Origin of the sequence: Actinomadura citrea, assembly GCF_013409045.1 — a bacterium.
In the GTDB taxonomy this organism is placed as follows: Bacteria; Actinomycetota; Actinomycetes; order Streptosporangiales; family Streptosporangiaceae; genus Spirillospora; species Spirillospora citrea.
In genome coordinates this window covers 3,432,860-3,457,686 of the sequence record NZ_JACCBT010000001.1, presented here as the reverse complement: position 1 = coordinate 3,457,686, position 24,827 = coordinate 3,432,860, and the positions used below count along the sequence as shown (strand labels likewise).

The 24,827-nt window shown below is 72.5% G+C and carries 22 protein-coding genes; 15 read left to right on the top strand and 7 right to left on the bottom strand.

The features are described 5' to 3' along the window. The first annotated feature begins 165 nt into the window (after window positions 1–165). The 3 genes from BJ999_RS16265 to BJ999_RS16255 all read left to right on the top strand — a co-directional run bounded on the left by BJ999_RS16265 (window position 166) and on the right by BJ999_RS16255 (window position 2,414). The gene (locus tag BJ999_RS16265) at window positions 166–1,116 is read left to right on the top strand and encodes an alpha/beta hydrolase (protein ID WP_179834082.1); all 951 of its coding nucleotides are present in this window, start codon (window positions 166–168) and stop codon (window positions 1,114–1,116) included. A 539-nt stretch (window positions 1,117–1,655) separates the two neighbouring features. Next, the gene (locus tag BJ999_RS16260; protein WP_179834081.1) at window positions 1,656–2,021 is read left to right on the top strand and encodes a VOC family protein; all 366 of its coding nucleotides are present in this window, start codon (window positions 1,656–1,658) and stop codon (window positions 2,019–2,021) included. 36 nt (window positions 2,022–2,057) lie between these two features. Further along, the gene (locus tag BJ999_RS16255) at window positions 2,058–2,414 is read left to right on the top strand and encodes an MmcQ/YjbR family DNA-binding protein (RefSeq protein ID WP_179834080.1); all 357 of its coding nucleotides are present in this window, start codon (window positions 2,058–2,060) and stop codon (window positions 2,412–2,414) included. A 38-nt stretch (window positions 2,415–2,452) separates the two neighbouring features. Here BJ999_RS16255 and BJ999_RS16250 read toward each other — a convergent pair whose 3' ends face one another. After that, window positions 2,453–3,364: a hypothetical protein gene (locus tag BJ999_RS16250; RefSeq protein ID WP_179834079.1), complete on the bottom strand. Its 912-nt coding sequence runs from the start codon at window positions 3,362–3,364 to the stop codon at window positions 2,453–2,455. Window positions 3,365–3,447: 83 nt separating this feature from the next. After that, on the bottom strand, window positions 3,448–4,248 hold the full coding sequence (locus BJ999_RS16245) for an alpha/beta hydrolase (protein WP_179834078.1): 801 nt from the start codon (window positions 4,246–4,248) through the stop codon (window positions 3,448–3,450). Between the two features lie 87 nt (window positions 4,249–4,335). Here BJ999_RS16245 and BJ999_RS16240 point away from each other — a divergent pair, with 87 nt between their 5' ends. From BJ999_RS16240 to BJ999_RS16230, 3 genes are all read left to right on the top strand, one after another. Continuing rightward, on the top strand, window positions 4,336–4,908 hold the full coding sequence (locus BJ999_RS16240) for an RNA polymerase sigma factor (RefSeq protein ID WP_179834077.1): 573 nt from the start codon (window positions 4,336–4,338) through the stop codon (window positions 4,906–4,908). Then, window positions 4,901–6,184 (top strand): VOC family protein, encoded by a 1,284-nt coding sequence (locus BJ999_RS16235; protein WP_179834076.1) that lies wholly within the window; start codon window positions 4,901–4,903, stop codon window positions 6,182–6,184. The genes BJ999_RS16240 and BJ999_RS16235 overlap by 8 nt, the downstream gene beginning before the upstream one ends. A gap of 907 nt (window positions 6,185–7,091) precedes the next feature. Then, window positions 7,092–7,997 carry an LLM class F420-dependent oxidoreductase gene (locus BJ999_RS16230; RefSeq protein WP_179834075.1) on the top strand — a complete coding sequence of 302 codons (906 nt, stop codon included), beginning with the start codon at window positions 7,092–7,094 and terminating at the stop codon, window positions 7,995–7,997. On the opposite strand, the gene BJ999_RS16225 is transcribed toward BJ999_RS16230, so the two are convergent. Together BJ999_RS16225 and BJ999_RS16220 are read right to left on the bottom strand one after the other, a co-directional pair. Then, window positions 7,984–8,361 carry a VOC family protein gene (locus BJ999_RS16225; protein WP_179834074.1) on the bottom strand — a complete coding sequence of 126 codons (378 nt, stop codon included), beginning with the start codon at window positions 8,359–8,361 and terminating at the stop codon, window positions 7,984–7,986. The two genes, BJ999_RS16230 and BJ999_RS16225, sit on opposite strands and share 14 nt — an antisense overlap. After that, entirely contained in the window at window positions 8,358–8,978 is a 621-nt protein-coding gene (locus tag BJ999_RS16220; protein ID WP_229810462.1) for a TetR/AcrR family transcriptional regulator, read from the bottom strand. The genes BJ999_RS16225 and BJ999_RS16220 overlap by 4 nt, the downstream gene beginning before the upstream one ends. 276 nt (window positions 8,979–9,254) lie before the next feature. On the opposite strand from BJ999_RS16220, the gene BJ999_RS16215 reads away from it, so the two are divergent. From BJ999_RS16215 to BJ999_RS16200, 4 genes are all read left to right on the top strand, one after another. Then, a complete protein-coding gene (locus tag BJ999_RS16215) occupies window positions 9,255–10,175 on the top strand; it encodes an ABC transporter substrate-binding protein (protein WP_229810463.1) in 921 nt (306 codons plus the stop codon). A 253-nt stretch (window positions 10,176–10,428) separates the two neighbouring features. Further along, entirely contained in the window at window positions 10,429–11,448 is a 1,020-nt protein-coding gene (locus tag BJ999_RS16210) for a FecCD family ABC transporter permease (protein ID WP_179838586.1), read from the top strand. Next, window positions 11,445–12,215, top strand: a complete 771-nt coding sequence (locus BJ999_RS16205; RefSeq protein ID WP_179834073.1) for an ABC transporter ATP-binding protein — start codon at window positions 11,445–11,447, stop codon at window positions 12,213–12,215. Before BJ999_RS16210 ends, BJ999_RS16205 begins: the two co-directional genes overlap by 4 nt. Beyond that, window positions 12,212–12,898 carry an adenosylcobinamide amidohydrolase gene (locus tag BJ999_RS16200; protein WP_229810464.1) on the top strand — a complete coding sequence of 229 codons (687 nt, stop codon included), beginning with the start codon at window positions 12,212–12,214 and terminating at the stop codon, window positions 12,896–12,898. Before BJ999_RS16205 ends, BJ999_RS16200 begins: the two co-directional genes overlap by 4 nt. Window positions 12,899–13,006: 108 nt before the next feature. Here BJ999_RS16200 and BJ999_RS16195 read toward each other — a convergent pair whose 3' ends face one another. After that, the gene (locus tag BJ999_RS16195) at window positions 13,007–14,329 is read right to left on the bottom strand and encodes a chromosome segregation ATPase (RefSeq protein ID WP_179834072.1); all 1,323 of its coding nucleotides are present in this window, start codon (window positions 14,327–14,329) and stop codon (window positions 13,007–13,009) included. 76 nt (window positions 14,330–14,405) lie between these two features. Continuing rightward, on the bottom strand, window positions 14,406–15,953 hold the full coding sequence (locus BJ999_RS16190; RefSeq protein WP_179834071.1) for an AMP-binding protein: 1,548 nt from the start codon (window positions 15,951–15,953) through the stop codon (window positions 14,406–14,408). 221 nt (window positions 15,954–16,174) lie between these two features. Here BJ999_RS16190 and BJ999_RS16185 point away from each other — a divergent pair, with 221 nt between their 5' ends. Together BJ999_RS16185 and BJ999_RS16180 are read left to right on the top strand one after the other, a co-directional pair. Further along, complete coding sequence (locus tag BJ999_RS16185) at window positions 16,175–18,274, top strand: vWA domain-containing protein (RefSeq protein WP_179834070.1); 2,100 nt, start codon at window positions 16,175–16,177, stop codon at window positions 18,272–18,274. Window positions 18,275–18,284: 10 nt separating this feature from the next. Then, window positions 18,285–19,655, top strand: a complete 1,371-nt coding sequence (locus BJ999_RS16180) for an extracellular solute-binding protein (RefSeq protein WP_179834069.1) — start codon at window positions 18,285–18,287, stop codon at window positions 19,653–19,655. Between the two features lie 10 nt (window positions 19,656–19,665). On the opposite strand, the gene BJ999_RS16175 is transcribed toward BJ999_RS16180, so the two are convergent. After that, complete coding sequence (locus BJ999_RS16175) at window positions 19,666–20,259, bottom strand: TetR/AcrR family transcriptional regulator (RefSeq protein ID WP_179834068.1); 594 nt, start codon at window positions 20,257–20,259, stop codon at window positions 19,666–19,668. Between the two features lie 78 nt (window positions 20,260–20,337). On the opposite strand from BJ999_RS16175, the gene BJ999_RS16170 reads away from it, so the two are divergent. From BJ999_RS16170 to BJ999_RS16160, 3 genes are read left to right on the top strand one after another with little or no spacing between them, the layout of a single operon-like run. After that, complete coding sequence (locus tag BJ999_RS16170) at window positions 20,338–21,951, top strand: carboxyl transferase domain-containing protein (protein ID WP_179834067.1); 1,614 nt, start codon at window positions 20,338–20,340, stop codon at window positions 21,949–21,951. Window positions 21,952–21,959: 8 nt separating this feature from the next. Continuing rightward, the gene (locus tag BJ999_RS16165; RefSeq protein WP_179834066.1) at window positions 21,960–23,897 is read left to right on the top strand and encodes an ATP-binding protein; all 1,938 of its coding nucleotides are present in this window, start codon (window positions 21,960–21,962) and stop codon (window positions 23,895–23,897) included. Then, entirely contained in the window at window positions 23,894–24,826 is a 933-nt protein-coding gene (locus tag BJ999_RS16160) for a hydroxymethylglutaryl-CoA lyase (protein ID WP_179834065.1), read from the top strand. The genes BJ999_RS16165 and BJ999_RS16160 overlap by 4 nt, the downstream gene beginning before the upstream one ends. Window position 24,827: the final 1 nt, after the last annotated feature.

Sequence of the window (24,827 nt, the reverse complement as noted above, 5' to 3'; positions counted from 1 at the left end):
CGCCGCGGCACCCGCCCGACGGCGGCCCTCACCATCGCCGTGCCCGGGCACCGACCCCTTCACGACGAAGTGGATTCAGCTGGGCGGTCCCCGCGGCAGGCGGGGGCTGGGCAGGCGGCGCGGGCCGTCCGACACTGGTGACGCCCCACCGAAAGGAGCCCCAAGTTGCCCTACGCCTACGATCCGGAACTCCTCCCGTGGATCCCGCGGATCCCGCGTCTGTCGATCGTCGACATCGAGCAGACCCGCCGGGACGAAATGGACATGTTCGCCGGCATGCCGAAGTACGTTCCGCCCGCTCCGTTCGAGACCCGCGACCTCACCGTTCCCGGACCGTCGAACGCACCGGACGTCCTCATCCGCGTCTACGCGCCGGCGAACCGGGCGGGCGTCCTCCCGGGGCTCGTCTACATCCATCCAGGCGGATTCGTCCTGGGCGGCATCGGCATGTCCACTGACGACGCGGCCGCCATCGCGGTAGAGGTGGGCGCCGTGGTGGTGTCCGTCGAGTACCGGCTCGCTCCCGAACACCCCTTCCCGGCCGGGCTTGAGGACTGCTACGCCGCCCTCACCTGGACGGCGGCGAACGCCGCCGACCTCGGGATCGATCCGGACCGACTGGCGGTGGGCGGCGAGAGCGCGGGCGGCGGGCTGTCCGCGGCCGTCGCCCTGCTCGCCCGCGACCGGGGTGGTCCCCCCTTGTGCTTCCAGCTCCTCGGCGTCCCGGAGCTGGACGACCGGCTCGACACCCCCTCCATGCGCGCCTTCACCGACACACCGATCTGGCACCGCCCCAACGCCGAGCTGAGCTGGGACTACTACCTGGGCAAGGGCGTCCGCGGCACCGACGGCGTCTCCCCGTACGCGGCTCCCGCCCGCGCCGAGGACCTCTCGGGGCTGCCGCCCGCCTACGTCACGGCCTGCGAGTTCGACCCGCTGCGCGACGAGGGCCTGGCCTACGCGCAGCGACTGATCCAGGCAGGCGTCCCGACCGAACTCCACCACTACCCCGGTACCTTCCACGGCTCCACCGTGATCACAGACGCCCGCGTGACACAACGCATGACGACCGCCCGCACAACCGCCCTCCGCCACGCGCTACACCCCACCCCGTAACCCCAGCACCAAGCACCCCTTCCCGGCACCACCCACAGAGCCCACAAGCCACCACCCCACCCGACACGCGTGCGCAGACGACGAACTCCACCGCCTCAAAACGCGACCTCGCCATCGACTCCCTCACCGTCGCCCCCTCACCGTCGCCCCCTCACCGTCCGCCTCGGCGCCTACCTCCTCCACGCCACCGACAGCCCCTTCCGCAGAGCGGAAGAATCCCCCTCGCCCATGAGACCAACCCGCAAGGATCCAAGACCCCGCCCCGCAACGCCCCGCGAGCGCCCCTTCCTTCGCCCAAGCATCAAGCGCCGACAACCAGCAAGCTCCGTCCGAACCCCCGGGATGGACGCGGCCCTCCGCTTCCCAGGGCCGCGCCCATCCCCGGCCCCACAAACCAAGCAAAATCAACGCCAGGCCAGTAGTCGCGCGTTGTGCGGGGCGGGGGTGAGCCCGAGGGGCGCGCTTTGGCGTGCGCTCTCGGGAGGGGCGCGACTGCTTGGCTTTTCTGCGGCGTCACACCCTGCGGCTAGCCTCTGGGCATGGCATCGCGCCCCTACCACCTGGTCATAGACTCTCGGGAGCCGTCCGCGCTCGCCGAGTTCCGCGCGGGTTTCCTCGATCAGCCGGTCCTCTTCCGCCCGAACGACGTGGTGATGGTCGGCGCGACCGCTCACGCCCGTCCCGGGCTGAGCCTCGTCCGCGATGCCAGCACGAAGACCGCGAAGAACCGGTTGCAACGAGAGCTTGACCCGGACGACCGAGAGGCCGAAGTGCGGCGCATCCTCGCCCTTGGTGCTCGCAGCGCCGGCGTCGGCCAGTCCACCGACCTGCCGTGGGCCGTGCTTGCGGGCCCCGAAGGCAATGAGTTCCATGTGTTGCGCCCTCACGTCTCCCCCATCGAATAGCTTTCCCGTGTCCGCCTACAGAATGCGAAATTTGCGATGAACGACTTTGATGCTTTGAATCGGATCCGAGAGATCTGCATGTCGTTGCCAGAGGCGACCGAGAAACCTTTCGGCGGTCACACGGCGCCCTCCTTCCGTGTTCGCGACAAGCTGTTCGCGATGACCTCCGAGGACGGCCTGTCTCTGACGTTCAAGGCCGGGCCCGGCGTGCAGGACGCTCTGGTCGCAGAGGCGCCCGAGCGTTTCTTCGTCCCGAAGTACGTGGGCGTCAAAGGCTGGATCGGCGCACGGCTCGACGTCGACCATGACTGGGACGAGATCGCCGAACTGATCCAGGACAGTTACCGTCTCATAGCCCCCAAACGCCTGGTGAATCTCCTCGACAACGGATAGCCCCTGCCAACTTGATGAATGCCGGCAACTTCTGGCGTTCAGCGTGGTCGGCGTTCCAGGCGCGCCAGGCGGGCGGCCATGTGCTCCATCGTGGCGTTGTCGGGCTGCCAGCCGCGCTGGAGCAGCGCTGTCAGAAGGGCGCCCAGGTAAGGGGCGGGGCGGGTCAAGAAGCTCTTGGTGACGGGGATGACGTCCCAGCCCATCTCTTTGGCGAGCCAGTCTCGGCGGCGTGCGTCGTGGGTCCTGGCCACTCGGCCGGTGTGGTGGCGTTCGCCGTCGTATTCGAGGCCGACGCGAAATTCGCGGTAACCGAGGTCGATGTAGAGCCAGCGACCTTGCGCGCCCAGCACGGGAATCTGTGTCTCAGGGAGCGGGAACCCGGTGTCCACGACGGCGACGCGGATCCAACTCTCTCCGGGGGAGGCCGCGCCACGGTCTCCGAGGCGGAGAATCTGGCGCAGCCGTTTGTTGCCGCGATATCCCCGAAGCGTCCGGGCCATCGCGGCGAGTTCCTCAACGTCCACGTCTCGCCGCAGGAACTGGTCAAGGGCAGCGACCGCCTCATAGCGAGGGAGCCAGCGGGCGCAGTCGAGTGCAGTGCGGGTCGGGGATGTGAGGCGTACATCGGATTCCTTCACTACGTGTTCGGGCGGCACTTCGACGCTGTCGGCGGTGACAGGGGACGGCTCCGGTGGAGCCTCGGGGGTTCGGGGAGTGATGAGTTCGACGTCCCAGTCGAGCTCGTTCACTCCCGGAGGTAAGACGTCCAGGCCCCATATCCATGCAGCCGTTCGCCGCGCGATGACGACTTCCTGGGGAAGGAGACTGCTCAACGCTGCGGCGCGTGCGGCAAGGCCGCTCCCCCTGACGGGTACGACATAGGCGTCTGGTCCTATGGGGATGATCGAGTCGGCGGCCGTTCGTTTCCAGGTGAGGGTGAATCCGTCCATGGGACTGATGATGCCTGGCCCGGCGGTTCCGGACGGGCCACCGCAGGAATGTGGATAACTTTGAGTTATCCCAGTTCAACGCATTAGTCGCGGTGCTCGCGGCCTGGCGGTTCTTCGTCCGGGGCGAGTGGCGCCGGCGTTGCGGAGACCGCCTCCGTCGCCCACACGGCCATGCGGTTGACCAAGTCAGGAGTGGCCGCCACCTCGGCGTGGCCGAAGGACGGTTCTATCCACAGTTCCTTCGGATCGGACGCCGCCTCATAGAGCTGGTGGCCGTGTTCGACGGGAAAGAACGGATCCGCGGCCCCGTGGACGACCAGCAGCGGCACCGGCGCGATCCGTCCGGCGACCTCGTGTGGTGCCTCGGGAACCGGATCCCAGCCCTTGGACGAGATTCGTGTGCGGCGCGCCAAGCGGACCGCCATCCGTCCCGCGCGTCGTTCGATCACCCAGTGCACCCGCCGCATCGGCACCGTCCCGCGGTAGTACCAGCGTGCGGGCGCACTGACCGAGACCACTGCGTCCACCCCGCCGTGCAGGGCCGCATACCTGACGACGATGGCACCGCCCATGGAGAACCCCGTCAGGACGATCCGCTCGTATCCCCGTCGGCGGGCCGCCGCGACCGCCGCGGCGACGTCGAGCACCTCGCGGTCGCCTACCGTGGAGTGGCCACCGGACCGGCCGTGCCCGCGGAAGTCGAGCCCGATCACGCCGCCGTGCCGGCCGAGGGCCGCGGCGATCCGGCGTAACGCGGGCTGGCGCCACGAACAGGTGAAACCGTGCGCCAGGATGAAGCAGACCTCACCGTCGAAAGACGTGTGACCTGCGTCGATTCGGACACCGTCACCGGTGTAGAGGGTGAGCGGTTCGGGAGTCACCACGCCTCAATGATCGCGCATCGGCTGCGAGGGCTCGAAAAAACGTGGCCAGGCCCGTCGGAGAAGCGGCCCGCCGAGCGATGGAGGGGTATGAACCACCCGGGACAGCTGGAGCCCGACCCGGGGCCGGCCCTGCTCGATCTCTACGACACGGCCCTGCCCGAGGTCTACGGCTACCTGCTGCCCCGGTGCGGCCGGCGCGCCCTGGCCGAGGACCTGACCGCCGAGACCTTCCTGGCCGCCGTGGAGGCGCTGCGCAAGGAGCCTCCCCCGGTGCTGTCGGTCGCATGGCTCGTCGGCGTGGCGCGGCACAAACTGGCCGACCACTGGCGCCGGGCGGCGCGGGAGCAACGCGGTCTCCAGGCCTTGGACGGGGGCGTCCTGGACGCCGCGGAAGACCCGTGGGACGAACGCCTGGACGCCCTCGTCGCCCGAGACGTCCTCGACACGCTGGCGCCTCACCACAGGGCAGCCCTGACGCTGCGCTACCTCGACGGGCTGCCCGTCCCGCAGGTCGCCGAACATCTGGGCCGGACGCTTCACGCGACCGAGGCGCTGCTGACACGGGCGCGCAAGGCCTTCCGGCGGGCCTACACCGACCACTGTCCACCAGGGAGACGGGTCCCCGGGCACCCCGGCGGAAAGGAGGGCCACGATGACTGATCCGCTGGAGGCTCTCCGCACGCCGGTCGTCCCAGTCGATCCCGACCCGGCCTTCGCGGCGCGGCTGCGTGAACGCCTGCGGCGCGCGCTGCTGCAACCCACAGGAGAAACCATGACGACGACCACCGTTCGTGAAACGCAGGCCGAGGTGCGGTCGCTCACCCCCTACCTGTGCGTCGACGACGGCCGGCGCGCCCTGCGCTGGTACGCGGAAGCGTTCGGTGCCGAGCTCCGGGGCGAGCCGATGGTGATGGAAGACGGACGTGTCGGTCACGCCGAGCTCGTCATCGGCGACTCCGTCCTGATGCTCGCCGACGAGTGGCCGGAGAGCGGCCTGCTCGGGCCGAAGGCACGCGGCGGCCCCAGCCAGTCGCTCTACCTGAACGTCCCCGACGTGGACATCGTCTTCTCCCACGCCGTCGAAATGGGGGCCGTCGCCCATCGCCCCGTGGCCGACTACCCCTACGGCCGCAATGGCGTTGTGATGGACCCGTTCGGCCACCGCTGGGTCATCGCAGGCCCCCCGCTGCCCGCACGTCCGCGGCTACGGCACGGCGACGTCGGATACGCCTCGGTCTGGGTCCCCGACGTGGACCGCGCCGCCGCCTTCTATGGCTCCGTCCTCGGCTGGCACACGGTCCCCGGAGGCGCGGAGGCCGGTCGTCGCGTTGAAGGACTGCCCGAACAGCACATCGGTCTCTTCGGCGGGCAGGAGCACCGCACCGTCTACCTGGCCTTCGCGGTCGAGGACGTCCACGGAACCGTCCGGCAGATCCGCGATGCCGGTGGTGACGCCCAAGAGCCGACCGACGAGCCTTTCGGTGTCAGCGCCATGTGCACGGACGACCAGGGCCTGCGCTTCTCGGTCTACCAGCCCGCGGAGGCGGTCAGTCCCGTCGAGGGCCGGCTCGCGGAAGCAGCGGGGCTCACCGCTCACCACGGCGAGATCTCCTACCTCACCATCGGCGTCCCCGACATCGCCCGTGCACGCTCCTTCTACGGCGAGGTGCTGCACTGGGAGTTCACGCCGGGCCACACGCCGGGCGGCTGGAGCGTCCGCCTCGGCGGAACGGAGGTCCGCCCCATGACGGGTATGTACGGTGGCGCCGACCATCCCGTGGTGGTCCCGATGTACACGGTCGACGACATCGAGCCCGCCGTCGCCCGCGTCCGCGAGGCCGGCGGCACCGCTACCGACCCCGCCCGACAGCCCTACGGCGTCACCTCCGAATGCACCGACGATCAAGGGAGCCGCTTTTACCTGGGCCAGCACTGACGTCCCGCCCCGAACGCGATTCCCTTCCCTCCTCCCTCACTACCGACGCCTTACACCACCTCTCGCCCGGGCGCGAAGTCCGAGTTCAGCGACCCATGGGTGTCCCTAGGGAAATGACGGGTTAGGTATGTGTCCGCCGGACTGGGCTGAAAGGACAGGGTGCTGGGTAGAAATCGAATGTGTCTGGTGGGCTGGTTGGTCGACGGGCTTTAGCGTCGGATTGGCTGGTATGGACAGCGAAGAGCGCGCGCTTGGGGTGAAGGCACGCCGTACGCGGCGAGCCTCCGAGCGCGCAGCGACAACGCGGCTGCCTGAAGGTCCCGAAGCCCCTGCGACGGCCTCGGAGTGCAGGCCCGGGGCCGAGGAGTACGCGCGGCAGGCGATGGTCTCATCGGCGGGAGCCCACGACCGCGCCGCGTTGCTCCTGGAGGAGATGGCCACCGTCCACCCCGAAGAGGCCGAGTTGCACCTCCAGTCAGCCGCGCGCCACCGCCGATGGGCAGACAATGACAGGAGACTGGCCCGGCAACACGCACCAGGCGGCAGCGAAATCGACGCCACCTGACCACAGGCTTTTCCGTTGGCAGCACGCCCTTACGGCGGCACGGCGTCGCAGGGGGCCAAGGTATCTCGGCGCTCCACCGCACCGCCGTCCCGCACGACTTCACCTGGTCCGATCGTCTGGCTCGCGCCCCGTGTCTCGGCGATCGAGTGCGCGACCTCCGCCGTCCTCCACGCCGATCCGGTGATCAGCGCCGCGACGACCTTGGCGACGGCGATACCGAGGTTGGCGACGGCGATGCCTGGTCTTTCGGCTTGCCGGGGTCCGCCTTGTGACGGTCGGGGGTAGAGCGCTTAGGTAGGGAGGGGTCATGTAAGGATCCGGTTATCTCTCTGGGAGGTCCTGGTGCGGGTTGGGGTTCTGCTCAACGAGCGGGGCGGCGTCGAGGCGCTGGGGAAGCTGGCGGACGATGTGCGGCGTGCGGTGGACGACGGGTTCTCCTCGGCGTGGATGTCGCAGATCTTCGGGTTGGACGCGCTGACCGCGCTGGCCGTGGCGGGCAGCGGGGTGTCCGGCATCGAGCTCGGGACGGCGGTCGTGCCCACGTATCCGCGGCATCCGGCCGTGCTGGCGCAGCAGGCGAGGACGACCGCGCTGGCGCTGCGGGGGCGGTTCACGCTCGGCGTCGGGCTGTCCCACCAGATCGTCATCGAGGAGATGTACGGATACGACTTCGGCAGGCCGCTGCGGCACATGAACGAGTACCTGTCGGTGCTGGCGCCGCTGCTCGAAGGGGAGAACGCCTCCTTCACGGGCGAGACGCTGCGGGGCAACGTCGGGTTGAGCGTGCCGAACGAGGGGCGGGTGCCGCTGCTGCTGGCGGCGCTCGGCCCGAAGATGCTGAAGCTGGCGGCGGAGCGGGCGGACGGGACGGTGCTGTGGATGACCGGTCCTGGCACCGTCCGCGAGCACATCGTGCCGACCATCACGGCGGCGGCCGAGGCGGCCGGACGGGACGCGCCGCGCGTCGTGTGCGTCCTGCCCGTGTGCGTCACCGGTGACGTGGAGCGCGCGCGGGAGCAGGCCGGGGAGACGTTCGAGGTGTACGGGGTGCTGCCGTCCTACCGGGCGATGATGGACCGGGAAGGCGTGGCGGGGCCGAAGGACCTTGCCGTCGTCGGGGACGAGGACGCGGTCGCGGCGAAGCTGGAGGAGCTGTCCGAGGCGGGCGTCACCGACTTCGTCGCCGCCGAGTACATGCCCGGCGACCGGCGCACCCGGGAGTTCCTGAAGACGGTCACGGCGAAATGACCTCGTAGAGGTTGCCGCTGGCGTCAGAGAAGTAGAGGCCGCGGCCGCCGAGCGGGTGGTTCTCGTCGACACGGCCGTTGTCGGCGTGGGCGGGGCCGTCGCCATAGGGGATCTCACGGGCGTCGAGGCGGTCCACGACCGTGTCGAAGGTGACGGCGTCCACGTCGAAGGCCAGGTGGTGGCCCTGCGGGTAGGCGACCGTCATGAAGTCGAGGGTGAGGCCCTCATTCACCCGGATCGGGACGAAGTGGCGCGCGTGCGGGTGCGGGCCGGTGTACTCCAGGCCCATGACGGCGGCGAAGAAGCGGGCGGCCTCGTCGTTGTCTGCGGCCGTCACGATCGCGTGGTTCAGGGTGATCGTCATGCTGTGTTTCCTTCCTTGAGAGCGCCGTGCAGGAAGACGTCCAGGTACTCCTCGACGGAGAGGGGCTGCGCGTCGGGGGCGGCGGCGGGCCGGGCGCGGCTGAACACGAAGCCCAGGAACAGGCTCGCGATCTGCTCGACGGGTAGGCGCAGCCGGTCCCGTTCGGGTTCGAACAGCTCGGCGAGCGCTTCGCAGGTGCGGGTCATGGCGGCGGCACGGTCGGGGCCGGGCTCGCCGGAGCCCGGCACGCGGCGCTCGCGCCGGCCGGTGGCGTGCAGAGCGCCGATCACCAGGCCCATGCGGGCGAGGTAGGCGTCGATCGCGGCGGCGGCCTCGGCAAGCCGCGCGGGCAGCGGCTGGTCGAGCGGGATCGCGCCGATCTCGGCGAGGACGAGGTCGGTCCGCAGTGCCTCGGCGACGCAGGCGTCCAGCAGTTCGTCCTTGTCGGCGAACACGCGGAAGATCGTCGCCTCGCCGATGCCCGCGGCGCGGGCGATCTGGGCGGTGGTGACGGCCATGCCGTGCTCGGCGACGAGCGGCAGCGCGGTCCGGATGATCATTTCGCGGCGCTGTTCCGGGCTCATCCCGGGGGCGCGCCGGCGGACCTTCTCCTCCATGTCCGCCACCGTACGGAGTGAGTACTCACTCCGTCAAGACCGAAGTGAGTACTCACTCCGCACAATCCGACAGATCAGCATTCGGTGGCTGATACCGTTGCGATGCTGCGCGCCAGGAGCGAAGTCCGGTGGAAAATCCGGCGCTGTCCCGCAACTGTGGTGCCCCTCTCGAAGTGGCCGAGCCAGGTCGCCTCCTCGCGCGCCGACGATTGTCGACCTCGTGGAAGGGCGATCCGTCCTGACGGGCCGCGGCTTCCCTGCAACCAGGAGGCTCCTGTGAGACCCGTACGCACCTTGGGCGCGGCGATGGCGATCGGCATCGTCACGTTCGCCGCCACCGCATGCGGCGGCGACGACGGCAAGACCGGCGGCACGCCGGACGGGAACACCATCACCGTTCAGGCCGCCAACGGAGCCGTGGCCGTCCCGGCCAAGCCGAAGCGCATCGTCTCCCTGTCCCCCACGCACACCGAGACGCTCTTCGCCATCGGCGCCGGACCGCAGGTGGTCGCGGTGGACGACTACTCCAACCACCCGGCCGGCGCCCCGCGGACGAAGCTGTCGGGCTTCAAGCCGAACGCCGAGGCGATCATCGCCTACAAGCCGGACCTCGTCGTGCTGTCCGACGACCTGGACGGCATCGTCAAGTCGCTGGAGAAGGTGAAGGTCCCCGTCCTGCTGGAGCCGGCGGCGACGAACCTGGACGAGGCCTACGACGAGATCGGCGACCTCGGGCAGGCCACCGGGCACCAGGCCGAGGCCAAGAAGGTCACCGACGGCATGCGCGCGGACATCCAGAAGACGGTCGCCGCGTCGTCCAAGGCCAAGGGCCTCACCTACTACCACGAGCTGGACAACCAGCTCCACTCGGTGACGTCCAAGACCTTCGCGGGCCAGGTGTACGCGCTCTTCGGCCTGCAGAACATCGCGGACAAGGCGGACAAGGCGTCCGGCGGCTACCCGCAGCTGTCCCGCGAGTACCTGCTCAAGCAGGACCCCGACCTGATCTTCCTGGCCGACACCAAGTGCTGCGGGCAGAACGCCGCGGCCCTCACCAAGCGCCCCGGCTGGTCGGACCTGGACGCCGTCGGCCACGGCGGCGTGGTGGAACTCGACGACGACATCGCCTCCCGCTGGGGGCCGCGCCTGACGGAGTTCGTCAAGGCGATCGGCGACGCGGTCCAGAAGGTTCAGTGACCGCTGCCGCCGAGGACGCCCGCCCGTGAGCAGGCGCCGACCGCACACCGGGGACGTCCCGGCCGACGCCGAGGACGCGGACGGGACGTCCCCGGACGTCCGCACAGGTCCCAAGGACGTCTCCAGGCAGGGGCGGGCACCCGAGGTCTCCTGCGACCGCGGCGATGCGCCGCCCGAGGCGACGACGCACCCCGGGGGCGTCGTCCCCTCGGGCCTTGACGGCTCACCCCCCGGCCGGCAGGGCCAGGCCAGGCTGCGGCCACTGCCGCTGGCGGTGGCGGTCGGGCTGCTGCTCGCGACGCTGCTGGCGGGGGTGCTGGTGGGGTCGGCCGGGCTGCCCGTCGGCGGGGTCCTGAAGGCGCTGGCCGACAGGATCCCGTTCGTGCACGCCGACAGCGGGTTCGGCGTCATCGACGAGAACGTGCTGTTCCAGCTGCGGGTGCCGAGGGCCCTGATGGCGGCACTGGTCGGCGGGATGCTCGCCGTCGCGGGCGCCGGGTACCAGGGAGTGTTCCGCAACCCGCTCGCCGACCCGTACCTGCTGGGCGCGGCGGCGGGGGCGGGGGTCGGGGCGACGCTGGTCATCGCGCTCGTGCCGGGCGACCCCGGGTACACGGTGCCGCTCGCGGCGTTCGTCGGCGCGATCGGCGGGGTGGCGCTGGCCTACGTGCTGGGCAGCGTCGCGACGGGGCGCGGGAACGGGACGGCGACGCTGGTGCTGGCCGGCGTCGCGGTGTCGTCCTTCCTCGCCGCGGTGCAGACGCTGATCCAGCAGATGAAGTCGGAGGAACTGCAGCGGATCTACTCGTGGATCCTCGGCGGGGTCGGATCGGCCGACTGGCACCAGCTGGCGCTCGTCTTCCCGTACGCGCTGGTCTCCACCGTGGTGCTCCTCGCCCACGGCCGGCTCCTGGACGTGCTGAGCGTCGGCGACGAGGAGGCGGCCTCGCTCGGCCTGTCGGCGGCGCGGGTCCGGCTGACGGTGCTGGTGGCGGCGTCGCTGGCGACGGCGTCGGCGGTCGCGGTGAGCGGGCTGATCGCCTTCGTCGGCATCGTCGTCCCGCACGTGGTGCGGCGGCTGGCGGGCGGGTCGTACCGGATCGTGCTGCCGCTGTCGCTGCTGGGCGGCGCGGCGTTCCTGGAGGTGGCCGACCTCGTGGCGCGGACGGTCATCAGGCCCGGGGAGGTCCCGCTGGGCGTGGTGACGGCGTTCGTCGGCGGGCCGTTCTTCGTCGCGGTGCTGCGCGCGTCCCGCCGGCAGGTGGAGACGTGACCGTCTCGGTGCGGGGCCTGGACGTCGCGCTCGGCGGGCGCCGGGTGCTGAAGGGCGTGTCGCTGGAGGTCCCGGCCGGGTCGTGGACGGCGGTCATCGGGCCGAACGGCGCGGGGAAGTCGACGCTGCTGCGCGCGGTCCTCGGCCTGGTGCCGTCCCATGGCGAGATCAGCCTCGCGGGCGCGGACCTGCAGTCGCTCAAGCCGAGGCAGCGCGCCCGGCTCGTCGCCTACGCCCCGCAGAGCCCGAGCCTTCCAGTGGGCATGACGGTGTACGACTACACCCTGCTGGGGCGCTCCCCCTACATCCCGCATCTGGGCCGGGAGAGCGCCCGCGACCGGGCCATCACCGGAGAGGTCCTCGACCGGCTAGGCCTCACCCCCTTCGCGTCACGCCCCCTGGACCACCTCTCCGGCGGTGAGCGGCAGCGCGTGGTGCTGGCCCGCGCCCTCGCGCAGCAGACCTCGGTGCTGCTGCTGGACGAGCCGACGACCGCGCTCGACATCGGCCACCAGCAGCAGGTGATGGAGCTGATCGACCGGCTGCGGCTGTCGGACGGGCTGACCGTGGTGACCACGATCCACGACCTGACGCTCGCCGGGCAGTACGCCGACGGGCTCGTCCTCATCTCGGGGGGACGGGTGGCCGCGTCGGGCCCGCCCGGCCTGGTCCTCACCCGCGACGCGGTCGAGGAGCACTTCGACGCCCGCGTGAGCGTCACCCCCGGGCCGGGCGGCCGGCCGATCCTGTCGCTGGAGCGTCCGTGAACCTCGAAACGGTGTGGCGGGTGGAGGACGGCAGGCGGCTCGCCTCCACGGTGTGGCGGGCCGGCCGCGGCCATCGGATGATCTCCTCGGCGATGCTGGGCGGCGGCATCGGCCCGGCCCGCTGGGTGCTGAACGCCCAGGTGCCCGGCGCCTACGCGCGCACCGACCCGGTCGCGCACCTCGCCGAACTCGCGGCGGCGGGCGGGCTGGAGGGCCCCGGCGTCGGGATGCTCACGGCTGCCTCGGTGGCGCGAACGGTGCGGCGGGACGGGGAGGGCGTGCGCGTGTCGGCGACGGTCGGGCTGCGCGTCCCGACCTGGGCGGCCTCCCCCGCCGGGGCGCCCGATCCCGAACTGGCCCCGCTGGACGGGGACGCGACGCCGGCCTGGAAGCCCGGGACGATCAACATCGTGGTCGCAGTCCCCGTCCAGCTGAGCGACGCGGCGCTGGTGAACGCGGTCGTCACCGCGACCGAGGCCAAGACGCAGGCGCTGCTCGAAGCGGGCTTCCCCTGCACGGGCACGGCGTCCGACGCGATCTGCGTCGCGGCCGCGGCCGGCGGAACGCCGGAGGTCTTCGCCGGGCCCCGCTCCACCTGGGGCGCGCGGATCGCACGGACCGTGCACGCCGCCGTCCGCGCCGGGGCCCTGGACTACGCCTCCCGTCTGGAGGCACGCGGCTAGCCGGCCGCCGTACCACCCCGGTGCGGTACGGCGGCCGGTCTCAGGGCCAGTGCAGTGTGGGGGTTGGGCCTCACCTCCTACCTGTGCGTCGCGCCTCCGGCATGACGGTCAGCCGGCGTGGGGAAGGCGATGCCCGTTGTGTCCACCGTGCCCGTTGCGGCGCAGGGGGTCGGTGGCGAGCGGGTCGCCGCCGTCCAGCAGGGACCCGTTCATCGGCGGCAGGGAGTGCAGGCCGGTCGGCGGCTCCCGGTCGACGGCGGGGCGCGGCCCGGCCGGGCCGGGGTCCGCGCGCCCCTCCGACAGCGCGGTGAGCGCGTCGACGCGGCGGCGCGCGCGCTCGGCCTCGGCGCGGGCGGCGTCCCGCTCGGCGGTCAGCGCCCTCACCGTGGCGCGCAGCTCCTCGACCGCGCGGGCGAGCTGCCAGTTGTGCCGCTCCAGCTCGCTGGCCCGTGCCTGGATCTGGTCGCGGTCGGCCACGGCCTGCCCCCGCTTGGCCTCGGCGTCGCGGACGGCGGAGCGCAGGTCCTCGGCGGCACGGGTGGCGGCGGCGGCCTCGACGCGCTGCCCCTCGACGAGGGTGTCGGCCTCCGACAGCCGCCCGTGCAGGGTGACGAGTTCGGCGCGGGCGCTCTCCAGGGAGGCGAGCAGCTCGCCCTCCCGGGAGGCCATGCGGTCGCGGTCGCGCTCGGCGGCGATGCGGGCGGCGCCGGCGCCGTCGGCGTCGTCTTCTGCCTCCTGGCGCTCCCGCCGCGCGGCGTCCCGTTCGGCCGCGAGCCGTTCGGCCTCGGCGCGGGCGGACGCCGCCTCCTGCTCGGCGGCCTCGGCGCGGGCGCGGGCGGTGGCCGTCTCGCGCCACGCCACCTCGGCCTGCCGCTGGGAGGCGTCGCGCTCCCGCTGGGCGATCGCGACGAGCCCGGCGGCCTCGGCGCGGGCCTCGGCGATCCGCCGCTCGACGCCCGCCACGCTCAGCTCGGAGATCAGCGACCCGGCGAGCCGGTCGGCGAGGCCCTCCAGCCGGTCGACCATCTCCCACGTCCAGGCGACCTGGCCGGTGAGTCCGGGCGCCTCCAGCCCGCGCTCCCGGCTCTCGCGCGCCGCCCGCTCGCACGTGCCGTCGCCGTCCTGGCAGTAGCGGACGGTGCGGGCGCCGCGCACCGGCTGCGGCACGGGCCGTCCGCAGCCGGCGCACGGCCAGACCGCGACCGGGTCACCGAGGCGTGCGATCCCGGCGCGGTCGTCTTCGGGGGCCGGCGGCTCCCCCGCGCCGCCCGGCGGGACGTCCGGCAGCGCACCCGAGGACCCGCGCGGACGCGCCGGGTCGTCCCCCTCGGCGTAGGCGGCAGGGTCGGTGATGACGGGAAGGTCGGTCTGCGTCGGGGCGGCGGGGGTCGGGGCGACGTTGTCGAACGGGGCGACCTTCTGGTCTTCCATGTGCGGTTGTACGCACCATGGCCCGGAGGCGTTCGACGTTCCCGGCGACGAGTTGACTCCCGGCCGTCCGGCAGGCTCAGTCCGCGCGTTGGCCCAGGTAGGCCTCCCGCACGCGGCGGCGGCTGAGCTTGCCGGACGGGGTGCGCGGCAGCGATTCGCGGAATTCCAGGCGCCGGGGGTGCTTCAGTTTCGCCAGCCGGGGGGCGCAGTGCGCGAGCAGTTCGGCGGCGAGCCCCTCTCCCGGTTCGGCGTCCTCGGCGGGCTCGACGAGCGCGACGACGCGTTGCCCCCAGTCGTCGTCCGGGACGCCGATGACGGCGACGTCGGCGACCGCCGGGTGCTGGAGCAGGACGGACTCGATCTCGGCGGGATAGACGTTGACCCCGCCGGAGATGATGAGGTCGGTGCGGCGGTCGCTCATGTAGAGCCAGCCGTCCTCGTCGAGGTGGCCGAGGTCGCCGGGGGTGTAGTAGTCGTCCCGCATGGCGGCCGCGGTCTTGGCCGGGTCGCCGTGGTACTCGAAGCCGGGCTGCCCCGTCGCGTAGATGAGGCCGGTCTCCCCCGGCGGCAGCTCGGCCCCCTCCGGATCGAGGATCCTGATCCGCACGCCGTCGACCGCGCGCCCGACGGTCCCGGGACGGGCGAGCCACTCGTGCGGGGTCGCGACGACGACCGGGCCGCTCTCGGTGGAGCCGTAGTACTCGTAGAGGACGGGCCCCCACCACTCCATCATCCTCTGCTTCGTCTCCACGGGGACGGGTGCGGCGCTGTGGTACACCTGGCGCAGCGTCGACAGGTCGTACCGGGCGCGGACGCCGTCCGGCAGGGCCAGCATCCGGTGGAACATCGTCGGCACCATGAACGTGTTGGTGACGCCGTGCCGCTGGACCAGTTCCAGGGTGTGCTCGGGATGGAACCGCGGGGCGACGACGACGGCGTGTCCGAGGTTCAGCGCCATCATCGCGTGGACGCAGGGCGCGGAGTGGTAGAGCGGTCCAACGGCGAGGTGCACCTCGTCGCCGGGCTCCAGCCCGAGGTGCCTCCCCAGCGTCCGCCGCATGATGTCCATCAGCACCTCGGGCGCGATGTCGAGCAGCGGCCGCCGGACCCCCTTCGGTCGCCCCGTCGTCCCGGAGGTGTACAGCATGACCGAGCCCATGCGCCGGCGGGCGGGCGGTTCCGCGCTGCCCGTCGCGCAGAGCGCGGCCATCGACCCGTACCCGTCGCCGGCGTCGACGCTCACCCGTCCCTCGGCCGGGACGCCCGCCTCGTCGGCCGCGCCGGACACCGCCTCGGCCAGCGCGCTCTCGGTGATGACGGCCTTCGCGCCGCTGTCGCCCAGGATGTAGCCGATCTCGGGCGCGGTCAGGTGGCGGCTCACCGGGACCAGGTACAGGCCCGACTGGACCGCGGCGAGCAGGACGGTGAGGAACTCGGGCCGGTTGCCGAGGACGGTCGCCAGAGTGTCGCCGGGGCGCAGCCCCATCCCGGCCAGTGCGTTGGAGAGGCGGTTGACCTCGGCGAGCAGTTCGCCGTAGGAGATCGGTACGCCCGGGGCCAGCACGGCGGGACGGTCCGGGTCGTTGCGCGCGATCTCGTAGAAGCCGACACCCTCGACGCCCATGCGGGTCTCCTCCGTGCGGGACCTGAAACCGAATCCTGTTCGACCATCTGATCCGGGGGGCGCCGGGAGAGTCAAGGTCATCCGCGGCCGGGCCGCCCGCGGCGGGAAAGATCGTCCGATGCAGGACAGGCCTTTTCCATGACCTTGCTCGTCCCGGCAATTATCATTGGCCGTCAGATCGAAGGACGATACATCGTGCTTTCCGCGGCGACGGAGCCGGAATGAGTGAGTCGGGCAACGGGAACTCTGACGCGCCGCTCGACCGGCTCGTGCGCGCGGCGGTTCCCGGCCTGATCGTCGGCGTGGTCTCCGGGCTGATCGCCAACCAGGTGCTGAAGCTGGTCGACGCGGTCGGCTGGCTGCAGACCGTCCTGCCGCTGACCGTCCTCGCCCTGGTGATCGTGGCGGTGTCGGTGGCGCTGTTCCGCTCCGAGCGGGCGGGCGCCGCGCTGAAGCGGCTCTCCAGGACCCTGCCCTGGAACGCCGAGGCGGTGGCGTGGGCGTGCGCCGGCGCGGCGGTCATGGCGGCGGTCCTGCTCGCGTGGACGGGCGTCGCCTCGCTGGCGGAGCACGCGCGGCCGTGCGGGCAGCCTCTGGAGCTGCGGGTCGTCACCACGCCGGAGACGCTCACCTCGCTGCGCGACGCCGCGAAGGGCTTCGAGGAGGACAGCGAGGAGCGGGGCTGCCGGGAGTACAGCGTCACCGTCGCGCCGGAGCCGGAGTTCGTGCAGCTCTCCGAGGCGTTCGGGCGGTTGTGGCGGCGCAGCGAGCCTCCCGGCGGCGAGGCGGCGCCGGCGCCGCAGGACGAGCGGCTGTACGGCCCGCAGCCCGACGTCTGGATCCCGTCGTCGACGGCCGAGTTCGACTACGTGGAGAAGAGCCCGGACCAGGTCCGCAGGGCGCAGGGCGCCGGTGCCCCGAGCCCGGGCCCGCCGGCAAAGGCCGATCCGGTGTTCACCACGCGCGGCTCGCTGGGGTCGTCGCCGATGGTGCTGGCCCTGTTCGGCGGCGACCACGCCCAGGTGGAGGACACGGCCATCAAGCCGCCGCAGCAGCGCACCACCGACCTGCTGCGGCGCTTCGCCAGGGCGGGCGTGGAACTGCGCGAGATCGCCCGTCCCGTCCCGGAGACGTCGGCCGCCGCCCTGGCGGTGACGCCCGTGCTCTACGGCGCCCTTCCGGGCAAGGACCAGCAGGACGAGGAGTTCGCCGAGCCCACCGACCTGGTGGCGCCGGACGCGGTGACGCTGCTGTGCAAGGCCCGCCAGGGCGCCCACCCGCCGGACCGCGTCGCCTTCGCCGTTCCCGAGCAGGTCGTCAGCGACTACGACGCGGGACGGCTCAAGAAGCAGTGCGGCGCCGCGGACGCGCCCGGCGCCGGGGGCGAGTGGACGCTGTACCCCTACTACGCCGAGGACCTGCCGTCGCTCGACCACCCGTTCATCCAGGTGACGTGGCGCGGCCAGGACACGCGGGAGCGCGACGCGGCCGTCACCGCGTTCCGCCGGTGGCTGACCCGCCATCCGCTCACCCGGCAGGGCCTCCGGGACGACAAGGGCGCCATGCCGTCCGCGCATGAGGGCGACTCCGCCCGCCACGACCTGACGGCGCTGTGGACCCTGCTCGGCCCCAACATCATCCCGAACCGGATGGAGCCGAATCCGCTGAGGCCGGCGGCCGGCGACCGCAGCGGGAAGTACGTGGCCGAAAGCCTCCAGCGCGTCGCCGCGGCCCGTCCCCCGGCCTCGGTCTCTCTCATGCTGGACGTGTCGGGGTCGATGGGTCGTCCGGCCCGGGGCCGCGACACCCGTCTGTCGCGAAGCGTCTCCTTCCTGCAGAGCCTGGTGGCCCAGCTGCAGAGCCGCGACAGCGCGGGACTGCGGGTGGCGTCGAAGAAGAAGCCGCCCGACAGCCCGTACACCTTGGAGAACGTGCGGCTCGCCGGGACGGGCCCCGTCCAGAAGAACCGCATCACGAGCCACCTCCAGGCGGTCGCGACCGCCGGTGGCGACGTCGCGCTCGCCGACATGATCGGCAAGGCCGACGTGGACCCGGGGTCGAACCTGGTCGTCGTCACCGACGGGCAGTCCCCCGGGACCAACGGCCCCGGTTCGTCCCCCGGCGAGGCGGCCGCGAAGTTCCGTGACCGGCACCGGGACGTGCGGGTGACCGTGGTGCTGACGGGCCCGTCGGGCTGCGGCGCCTCCCCCGTCAAGGAGATCGTGGACGCGTTCGGCCCCTCCGGCGGCAAGGGCTGCGTGTCGCTGACGGGCGCGCCGGAACCGCAGCAGGCCGCCCAGCTCCTCTCCGACCTGCGATGAACGGAGGGCCATGACGCGACGGCGGCGATGGTCCTTGCCCCACGGGCGGACGGCCTGGCTGAGCGCCGTGGGCGGGGCCGCGGCGACGCTGGTCTGCGCCCAGGCGCTGGCCTTCTGGCCGGGCTCCTCCTACGAGGCCCTGCCGTCGCACTGCGACCGCTCGGAGCTGGTCGTCGCGGGCGGCACCGACGTCAGCCTGAACAGCCAGCGCCGCCAGCTGATCCAGAAGTGGAACACCGGCGGCAACCCGCACGCCACGCTCGTGGAGATCGCGGAGTCCACCGACTCCCAGCACAGCCAGATCAAGGCGATGCAGGAGTCGCGCGGCTGCGGCTACGACGTGCTGATCATGGACAACACCTGGACGGCGGAGTTCGCCGCGGGCGGCTACCTCCGGCCGCTCGACGACATCGGCAACCGGAGCGACTTCTTCCCCGCCGCACTGGAAACCGGAAAGTGGCACGGGAAGCAGTACGCCGTCCCGTTCAACGTCGACGTCGGGCTCCTCTACCGGCGTGACGGCGCGCAGGCCCCGCGCGACTGGCCGCATCTGCTCGGCTCCGGCGTCGCGATGCAGCTCGACGACTACGAGGGGCTTACGGTCAACGCGCTCGAAGCCGTGTGGAACGACGGTGGCGGCGAGCTGCTCACCGGTGAGAGGCGCCCGGATGAGAAGACGTTGCGGACGAGAGTGTTCCCGGCGTTGAAGAGAATGGCGGCGCGCGCCTCCGACCCGGAGCCCGGCACGCGTACGGGCGGCCCGTTGACGGCGTCGCGCTCCTACGACGAGCAGAAGAGCATGGAGGCGTTCATGGCCGGGGCGCCGCTGATGCGGAACTGGCCGTACGCGTTCTCCACGCTCGCGACGGAACCGGGGATGCGGGACGGGACGCGCCTGCGGTACGCGGTGGCCGCCCTGCCCGGCCACACCGTCCTCGGAGGCCAGAACCTCGCCGTCTCCAAGTACTCCCCTCACCCGGACACCGCGCTCAGGCTGGTGGAGTATCTGAGCGGGACCGAGAGCCAGAAGCTGCTGTTCTCGTGCGGCGGTTTCGCGCCGGGACGCTACAGCGCGCTCGGGCTGCGCCCCGGGCGGCACGCCGCCGCCGACGTGCAGGTGCGGAGCTGCTCGGCCTTCACTCAGGAGCGCCTCGATCCCGGCGACGTCGAACTCGACCAGGCGCAGCTGACCGAGCTGGGGACGGCCGTGGTGAACGCCCTGGACAGGGCGCGGCCCCGTCCCGCCACGCCGCACTACAGCACGTTCACCGGCACGTTCCGCGGGTGCGTGCAGAAGCTCTTCGACCGGACGGGGACGGACGCCGAGACGTTCGCCAGGGCCGTGGGGCGCTCGCTCGACGGGCGCACGGCGTCCTGCTGACCGTGCTCGGCTAGCGGACGCCTTCGAGTGCCGCGCGGGCCATGCCGTGCAGGAGGCCGGCCATCGCTGCGCGGTCGAGCCCCTGCACGGCGCTGCGCGGGGTGGAGTTGAGCAGGCCGAAGCAGGCATGGACGGCGGCGCGGGTGCGCTCGTCCGGCGGCCGGGGGCTGAGGCGGCGCAGGACGGCGACCCACTCCTCGACGTAGGCGCGCTGGAGCCGGCGGATGCGGTGGCGCTGCGGCTCGGGGACGTTGTCCAGTTCCCGCTCCTGCACGGTGATCAGCGCGGGGTTGTCGAGGGCGAACGCGATGTGCCAGCTCAGCAGCGCGTCGAGGGCGCGCCCGGGGTCGGGGTCGGCGGCGCGGCGCAGGCCCTCGGCGAGCAGCCGCTCGCTGATGTCGAGGAGCATCTCGGCGAGCACCGCCTCCTTGCCGCTGAAGTGGCGGTAGAGGGCGGGGCCGGTGAGCCCGACGGCCCGGCCGAGGTCGCCGATGGACGCCCCGTGGTAGCCGCGGCGCGCGAACAGCTCGGCGGCGGCGCCGAGGATCTCGGCCCTGCGCGGGTTGGGCGGGCCCGGCGGCGCCTCGGCGGGGTGGGACGTCATGCGGCCCAGTCTAGACTAGAGTTGTTAACGACCGTTAACATCAGCATTGTTAATGAACGTTAACTGGGAAGGGGGGTCATGAGCGGACCCGAGATCGGCTCGCGCGCCGACGTCGCGGGCGAGGCGTTCAAGGCGAGCGCCGCGCACAACGAGGCGCTCGTCGCGGAACTGCGCGACCGCGTCGACCGGGCGGGCCGCGGCGGACCCGAGCGCGCCCGCGAGCGGCACGTGGCGCGCGGCAAGCTGCTGCCCCGCGACCGGGTCGACACGCTCCTGGACCCCGGCTCGCCCTTCCTGGAACTGTCGCCGCTGGCCGCGAACGGCATGTACGGGGACGAGGCGCCGGGCGCGGGGATCATCACCGGCGTCGGGCGGGTCTCCGGCCGCGAATGCGTCGTCGTCGCCAACGACGCCACCGTCAAGGGCGGCACGTACTACCCGGTCACGGTGAAGAAGCACCTGAGAGCGCAGGAGGTGGCGCTGCACAACCGCCTCCCCTGCCTCTACCTGGTCGACTCCGGCGGCGCGTTCCTGCCGCGCCAGGACGAGGTGTTCCCCGACCGCGAGCACTTCGGCCGCATCTTCTACAACCAGGCCACGATGTCGGGCCGCGGCATCCCGCAGATCGCGGCGGTGCTGGGCTCCTGCACGGCGGGCGGCGCCTACGTCCCGGCGATGAGCGACGAGGCCGTCATCGTCCGCGGCCAGGGAACGATCTTCCTCGGCGGGCCGCCGCTGGTGAAGGCCGCCACCGGCGAGGTCGTGACGGCGGAGGAGCTGGGCGGCGGCGAGCTGCACGCGCGCACGTCCGGCGTGACCGACCACCTCGCCGAGGACGACGCGCACGCGCTGCGGATCGTCCGGGACATCGTCGCCACGCTGGGTCCGCGCGAGCCGCGCCCGTGGGAGGTCGCGCCGCCCGAGGAGCCGGCCGCCGACCCGTCCGAGCTGTACGGGATCGTCCCGCCGGACTCGCGCACCCCCTACGACGTGCGCGAGGTCATCGCCCGGATCGTGGACGGCAGCCGCTTCCAGGAGTTCAAGAAGGAGTACGGCGCGACGCTCGTCACCGGGTTCGCGCGCGTCCACGGGCACCCGGTCGGGATCGTCGCCAACAACGGCATCCTGTTCGGCGAGTCGGCGCAGAAGGGCGCGCACTTCATCGAGCTGTGCGACCGGCGCAGCGTCCCGCTGGTGTTCCTGCAGAACATCACCGGGTTCATGGTCGGGCGCGAGTACGAGGCGGGCGGCATCGCCAAGCACGGCGCGAAGATGGTGACCGCCGTCGCGTGCGCCCGCGTCCCGAAGTTCACCGTCGTGATCGGCGGCTCGTTCGGCGCCGGCAACTACGCGATGTGCGGCCGGGCCTACTCGCCGCGCTTCCTGTGGATGTGGCCGAACGCCCGCATCTCGGTCATGGGCGGCGAGCAGGCGGCGAGCGTCCTCGCCACCGTCCGCCGCGACCAGATGGAGGCGCGCGGCGAGGAGTGGCCCGCCGAGGAAGAGGAAGGGTTCAAGGCGCCGATCCGCGAGCAGTACGAGGCGCAGGGCAACCCGTACTACTCGACGGCGCGGCTGTGGGACGACGGGGTGATCGACCCGCTCGACACCCGGCGCGTGCTCGGGCTCGGGCTGTCGGTCGCGGCCAACGCACCGCTGGAGCCGGTCGGCTACGGCGTCTTCCGGATGTGAGGGTGTTGATGTTCGACAGCGTCCTGGTCGCCAACCGCGGGGAGATCGCCGTCCGCGTGTTCCGCACGCTGCGGCGGCTCGGCATCCGGTCCGTGGCCGTGCACACCGGGGCCGACGCCCTGGCGCGCCACGTCCGGGAGGCGGACGAGGCCCTGCTGATCCCGTCGTACCTGGACATCGAGGCGGTCATCGCGGCCGCCCGCGACGCCGGCGCGTCGGCCGTGCACCCCGGATACGGGTTCCTCGCCGAGAACACGGCGTTCGCGCGGGCGTGCGGCGAGGCGGGGCTGGTGTTCATCGGACCGCCGGCCGGGGCGATCGACGCCATGGGCGACAAGATCCGCGCGAAGCGGACCGTCGCGGCGGCCGGCGTCCCCGTGGTCCCCGGGCGGGACGAGCCCGGCCTGTCCGACGCCGAACTGGAGGCGGCGGCCCTGGAGGTCGGGCTGCCGGTGCTGCTCAAGCCGTCCGCGGGCGGCGGCGGGAAGGGCATGCGGCTCGTCCGGGACGCCGCGGACCTGCCGGAGGCGATCGCCTCCGCCCGGCGGGAGGCGCGCGGCTCGTTCGGCGACGACACGCTGCTCGCCGAGCGGTTCGTCGAGAACCCGCGGCACATCGAGATCCAGGTCTTCGCGGACGCGCACGGCGGCGCCGTCCACCTCGGCGAGCGCGAGTGCAGCCTCCAGCGCCGGCACCAGAAGATCGTCGAGGAGGCGCCGTCCCCGCTGCTGGACGCCGCCGCGCGCGAGCGGATGGGCGCCGCCGCCGTGGCCGCCGCGCAGGCCGTCGGGTACGTGGGGGCCGGGACGGTCGAGTACATCGTCTCGGCCGACCGCCCCGACGAGTTCTTCTTCATGGAGATGAACACCCGGCTCCAGGTCGAGCACCCCGTCACCGAGCTCGTCACGGGGCTCGACCTGGTCGAGCTCCAGCTCCGGGTGGCCGCGGGAGAGCCGCTGCCGTTCACGCAGGACGGGGTGCGCCTCGACGGGCACTCCATCGAGGCCCGCGTCTACGCCGAGGACCCGGCGCGCGGCTTCCTGCCCACGGGCGGACGGGTGCTCGCCCTCGGCGAGCCCGAGGCCGCGCGGGTCGACTCCGGGCTGGACGTCGGAACGGAGGTCGGCGGCTCCTACGACCCCATGCTCGCCAAGGTCATCGTCCACGGCGCCGACCGCGCCGAGGCGCTGCACAGGCTCGACCGCGCGCTCGCGTCCTACACGCTGCTCGGCGTCCCGACGAACGTCGCGTTCCTGCGCGCCCTGCTGCGGCACCCCTCGGTCGTGACGGGCGACCTGGACACCGGCCTGGTCGAGCGCGCCCTGGACGAGCTGGTCGCGGGCGCGTCCGTTCCGCCCGAGGTGCTCGCCGCCGCCGCGCTGGAGCGGATGCTCGACCTGGAGTCCGGCGACGACCCGTGGGACGTCCCGGACGGCTGGCGGCCCGGCGCCCACGCCTGGGCGCCGTGGATCATCACCCCGTCCGGCGGCGACCCGGTCGAGGTCCGCGTCCAGGGCAGGGCGGGGTCCGCGCGCGTCGCCGTCGGCGGTGAGCCGCCGGTCGCCGCCTCGCTCACCAGGCCGTTCACGCTGACCTACGGTGGAAGGACGACCTCGTTCGCCGGCGCCCGGGACGGGCGCACCCTGTGGCTCGGGCGCGACGGGCACGCGTGGGCGCTGAGCGAGCACGTCCGCGCCGAGGGCGGGGCCGACGCCGCCGCCGCGGGCGACGGCGTGCTGCGCAGCCCGATGCCGGGCACGGTCCTGGCGGTCAAGGCGGCCGAGGGCGACCGCGTCGAGGCCGGGCAGCCGCTCGTGGTCGTCGAGGCGATGAAGATGGAGCACACGGTCACGGCGCCGCTCGCCGGCGTCGTGGCGAAGCTGCCGGTCCGCGCGGGCGCGCAGGTCGCCCTGGACGCGGTGCTGGCCGTGATCGAGGAGGCATGACGGTGCCGGTGGTTCCCCTCTCCGGCCTTCCCGAGCGGGTCACGATCTACGAGGTCGGGCCGCGGGACGGGCTGCAGAACGAGAAGGCGATCGTCCCCGCCGAGGTCAAGGCGGAGTTCGTGACCCGGCTGGCGGACGCGGGGCTGCGCACGATCGAGACGACCAGCTTCGTCCACCCCAAGTGGGTGCCGCAACTGGCGGACGCCGAGCAGTTGCTCGACATCCTGCCGCGCTCCCCCAGGCTGCGGTACCCCGTCCTCGTGCCGAACGAGCGGGGCCTGGACCGGGCGCTCGCCAACGGCGTCACCGAGATCGCGATCTTCGGCAGTGCCACCGAGACCTTCGCCCGCCGCAACCTGAACCGCACCGTGGACGAGTCCCTCGCGATGTTCGCCCCGGTCGTGGAACGGGCGCGCGCCGAGGGCCTCTGGGTGCGCGCCTACGTGTCGATGGTGTGCGGCGACCCGTGGGAGGGCGACGTCCCCGTGGAGCAGGTCGTGTCCGTCGCGTCCCGCATGATGGACATGGGCTGCTCCCAGCTCAGCCTCGGCGACACCATCGGCGTCGGCACGCCCGGCCAGGTCACCGCGCTCATCGAGGCGCTGACCGAGGCGGGCGTCGGCACCGACCGGCTCGCCGTCCACTTCCACGACACCTACGGGCAGGCGCTGGCCAACACCCTCGCCGCGCTCCGCGCGGGCGTCACCGTCGTGGACGCCTCGGCGGGCGGCCTCGGCGGCTGCCCGTACGCCGAGAGCGCCACCGGCAACCTGCCCACCGAGGACCTCGTCTGGATGCTGAACGGCCTCGGCGTCGAGACGGGCGTCGACCTCGCCGGGCTCGTGTCCACGAGCCGCTGGATGGCGGGCCGCCTGGGCCGTCCCAGCCCGTCCCGCGTAGTGCAAGCCCTGTCACCTGAATCGGAGTAAC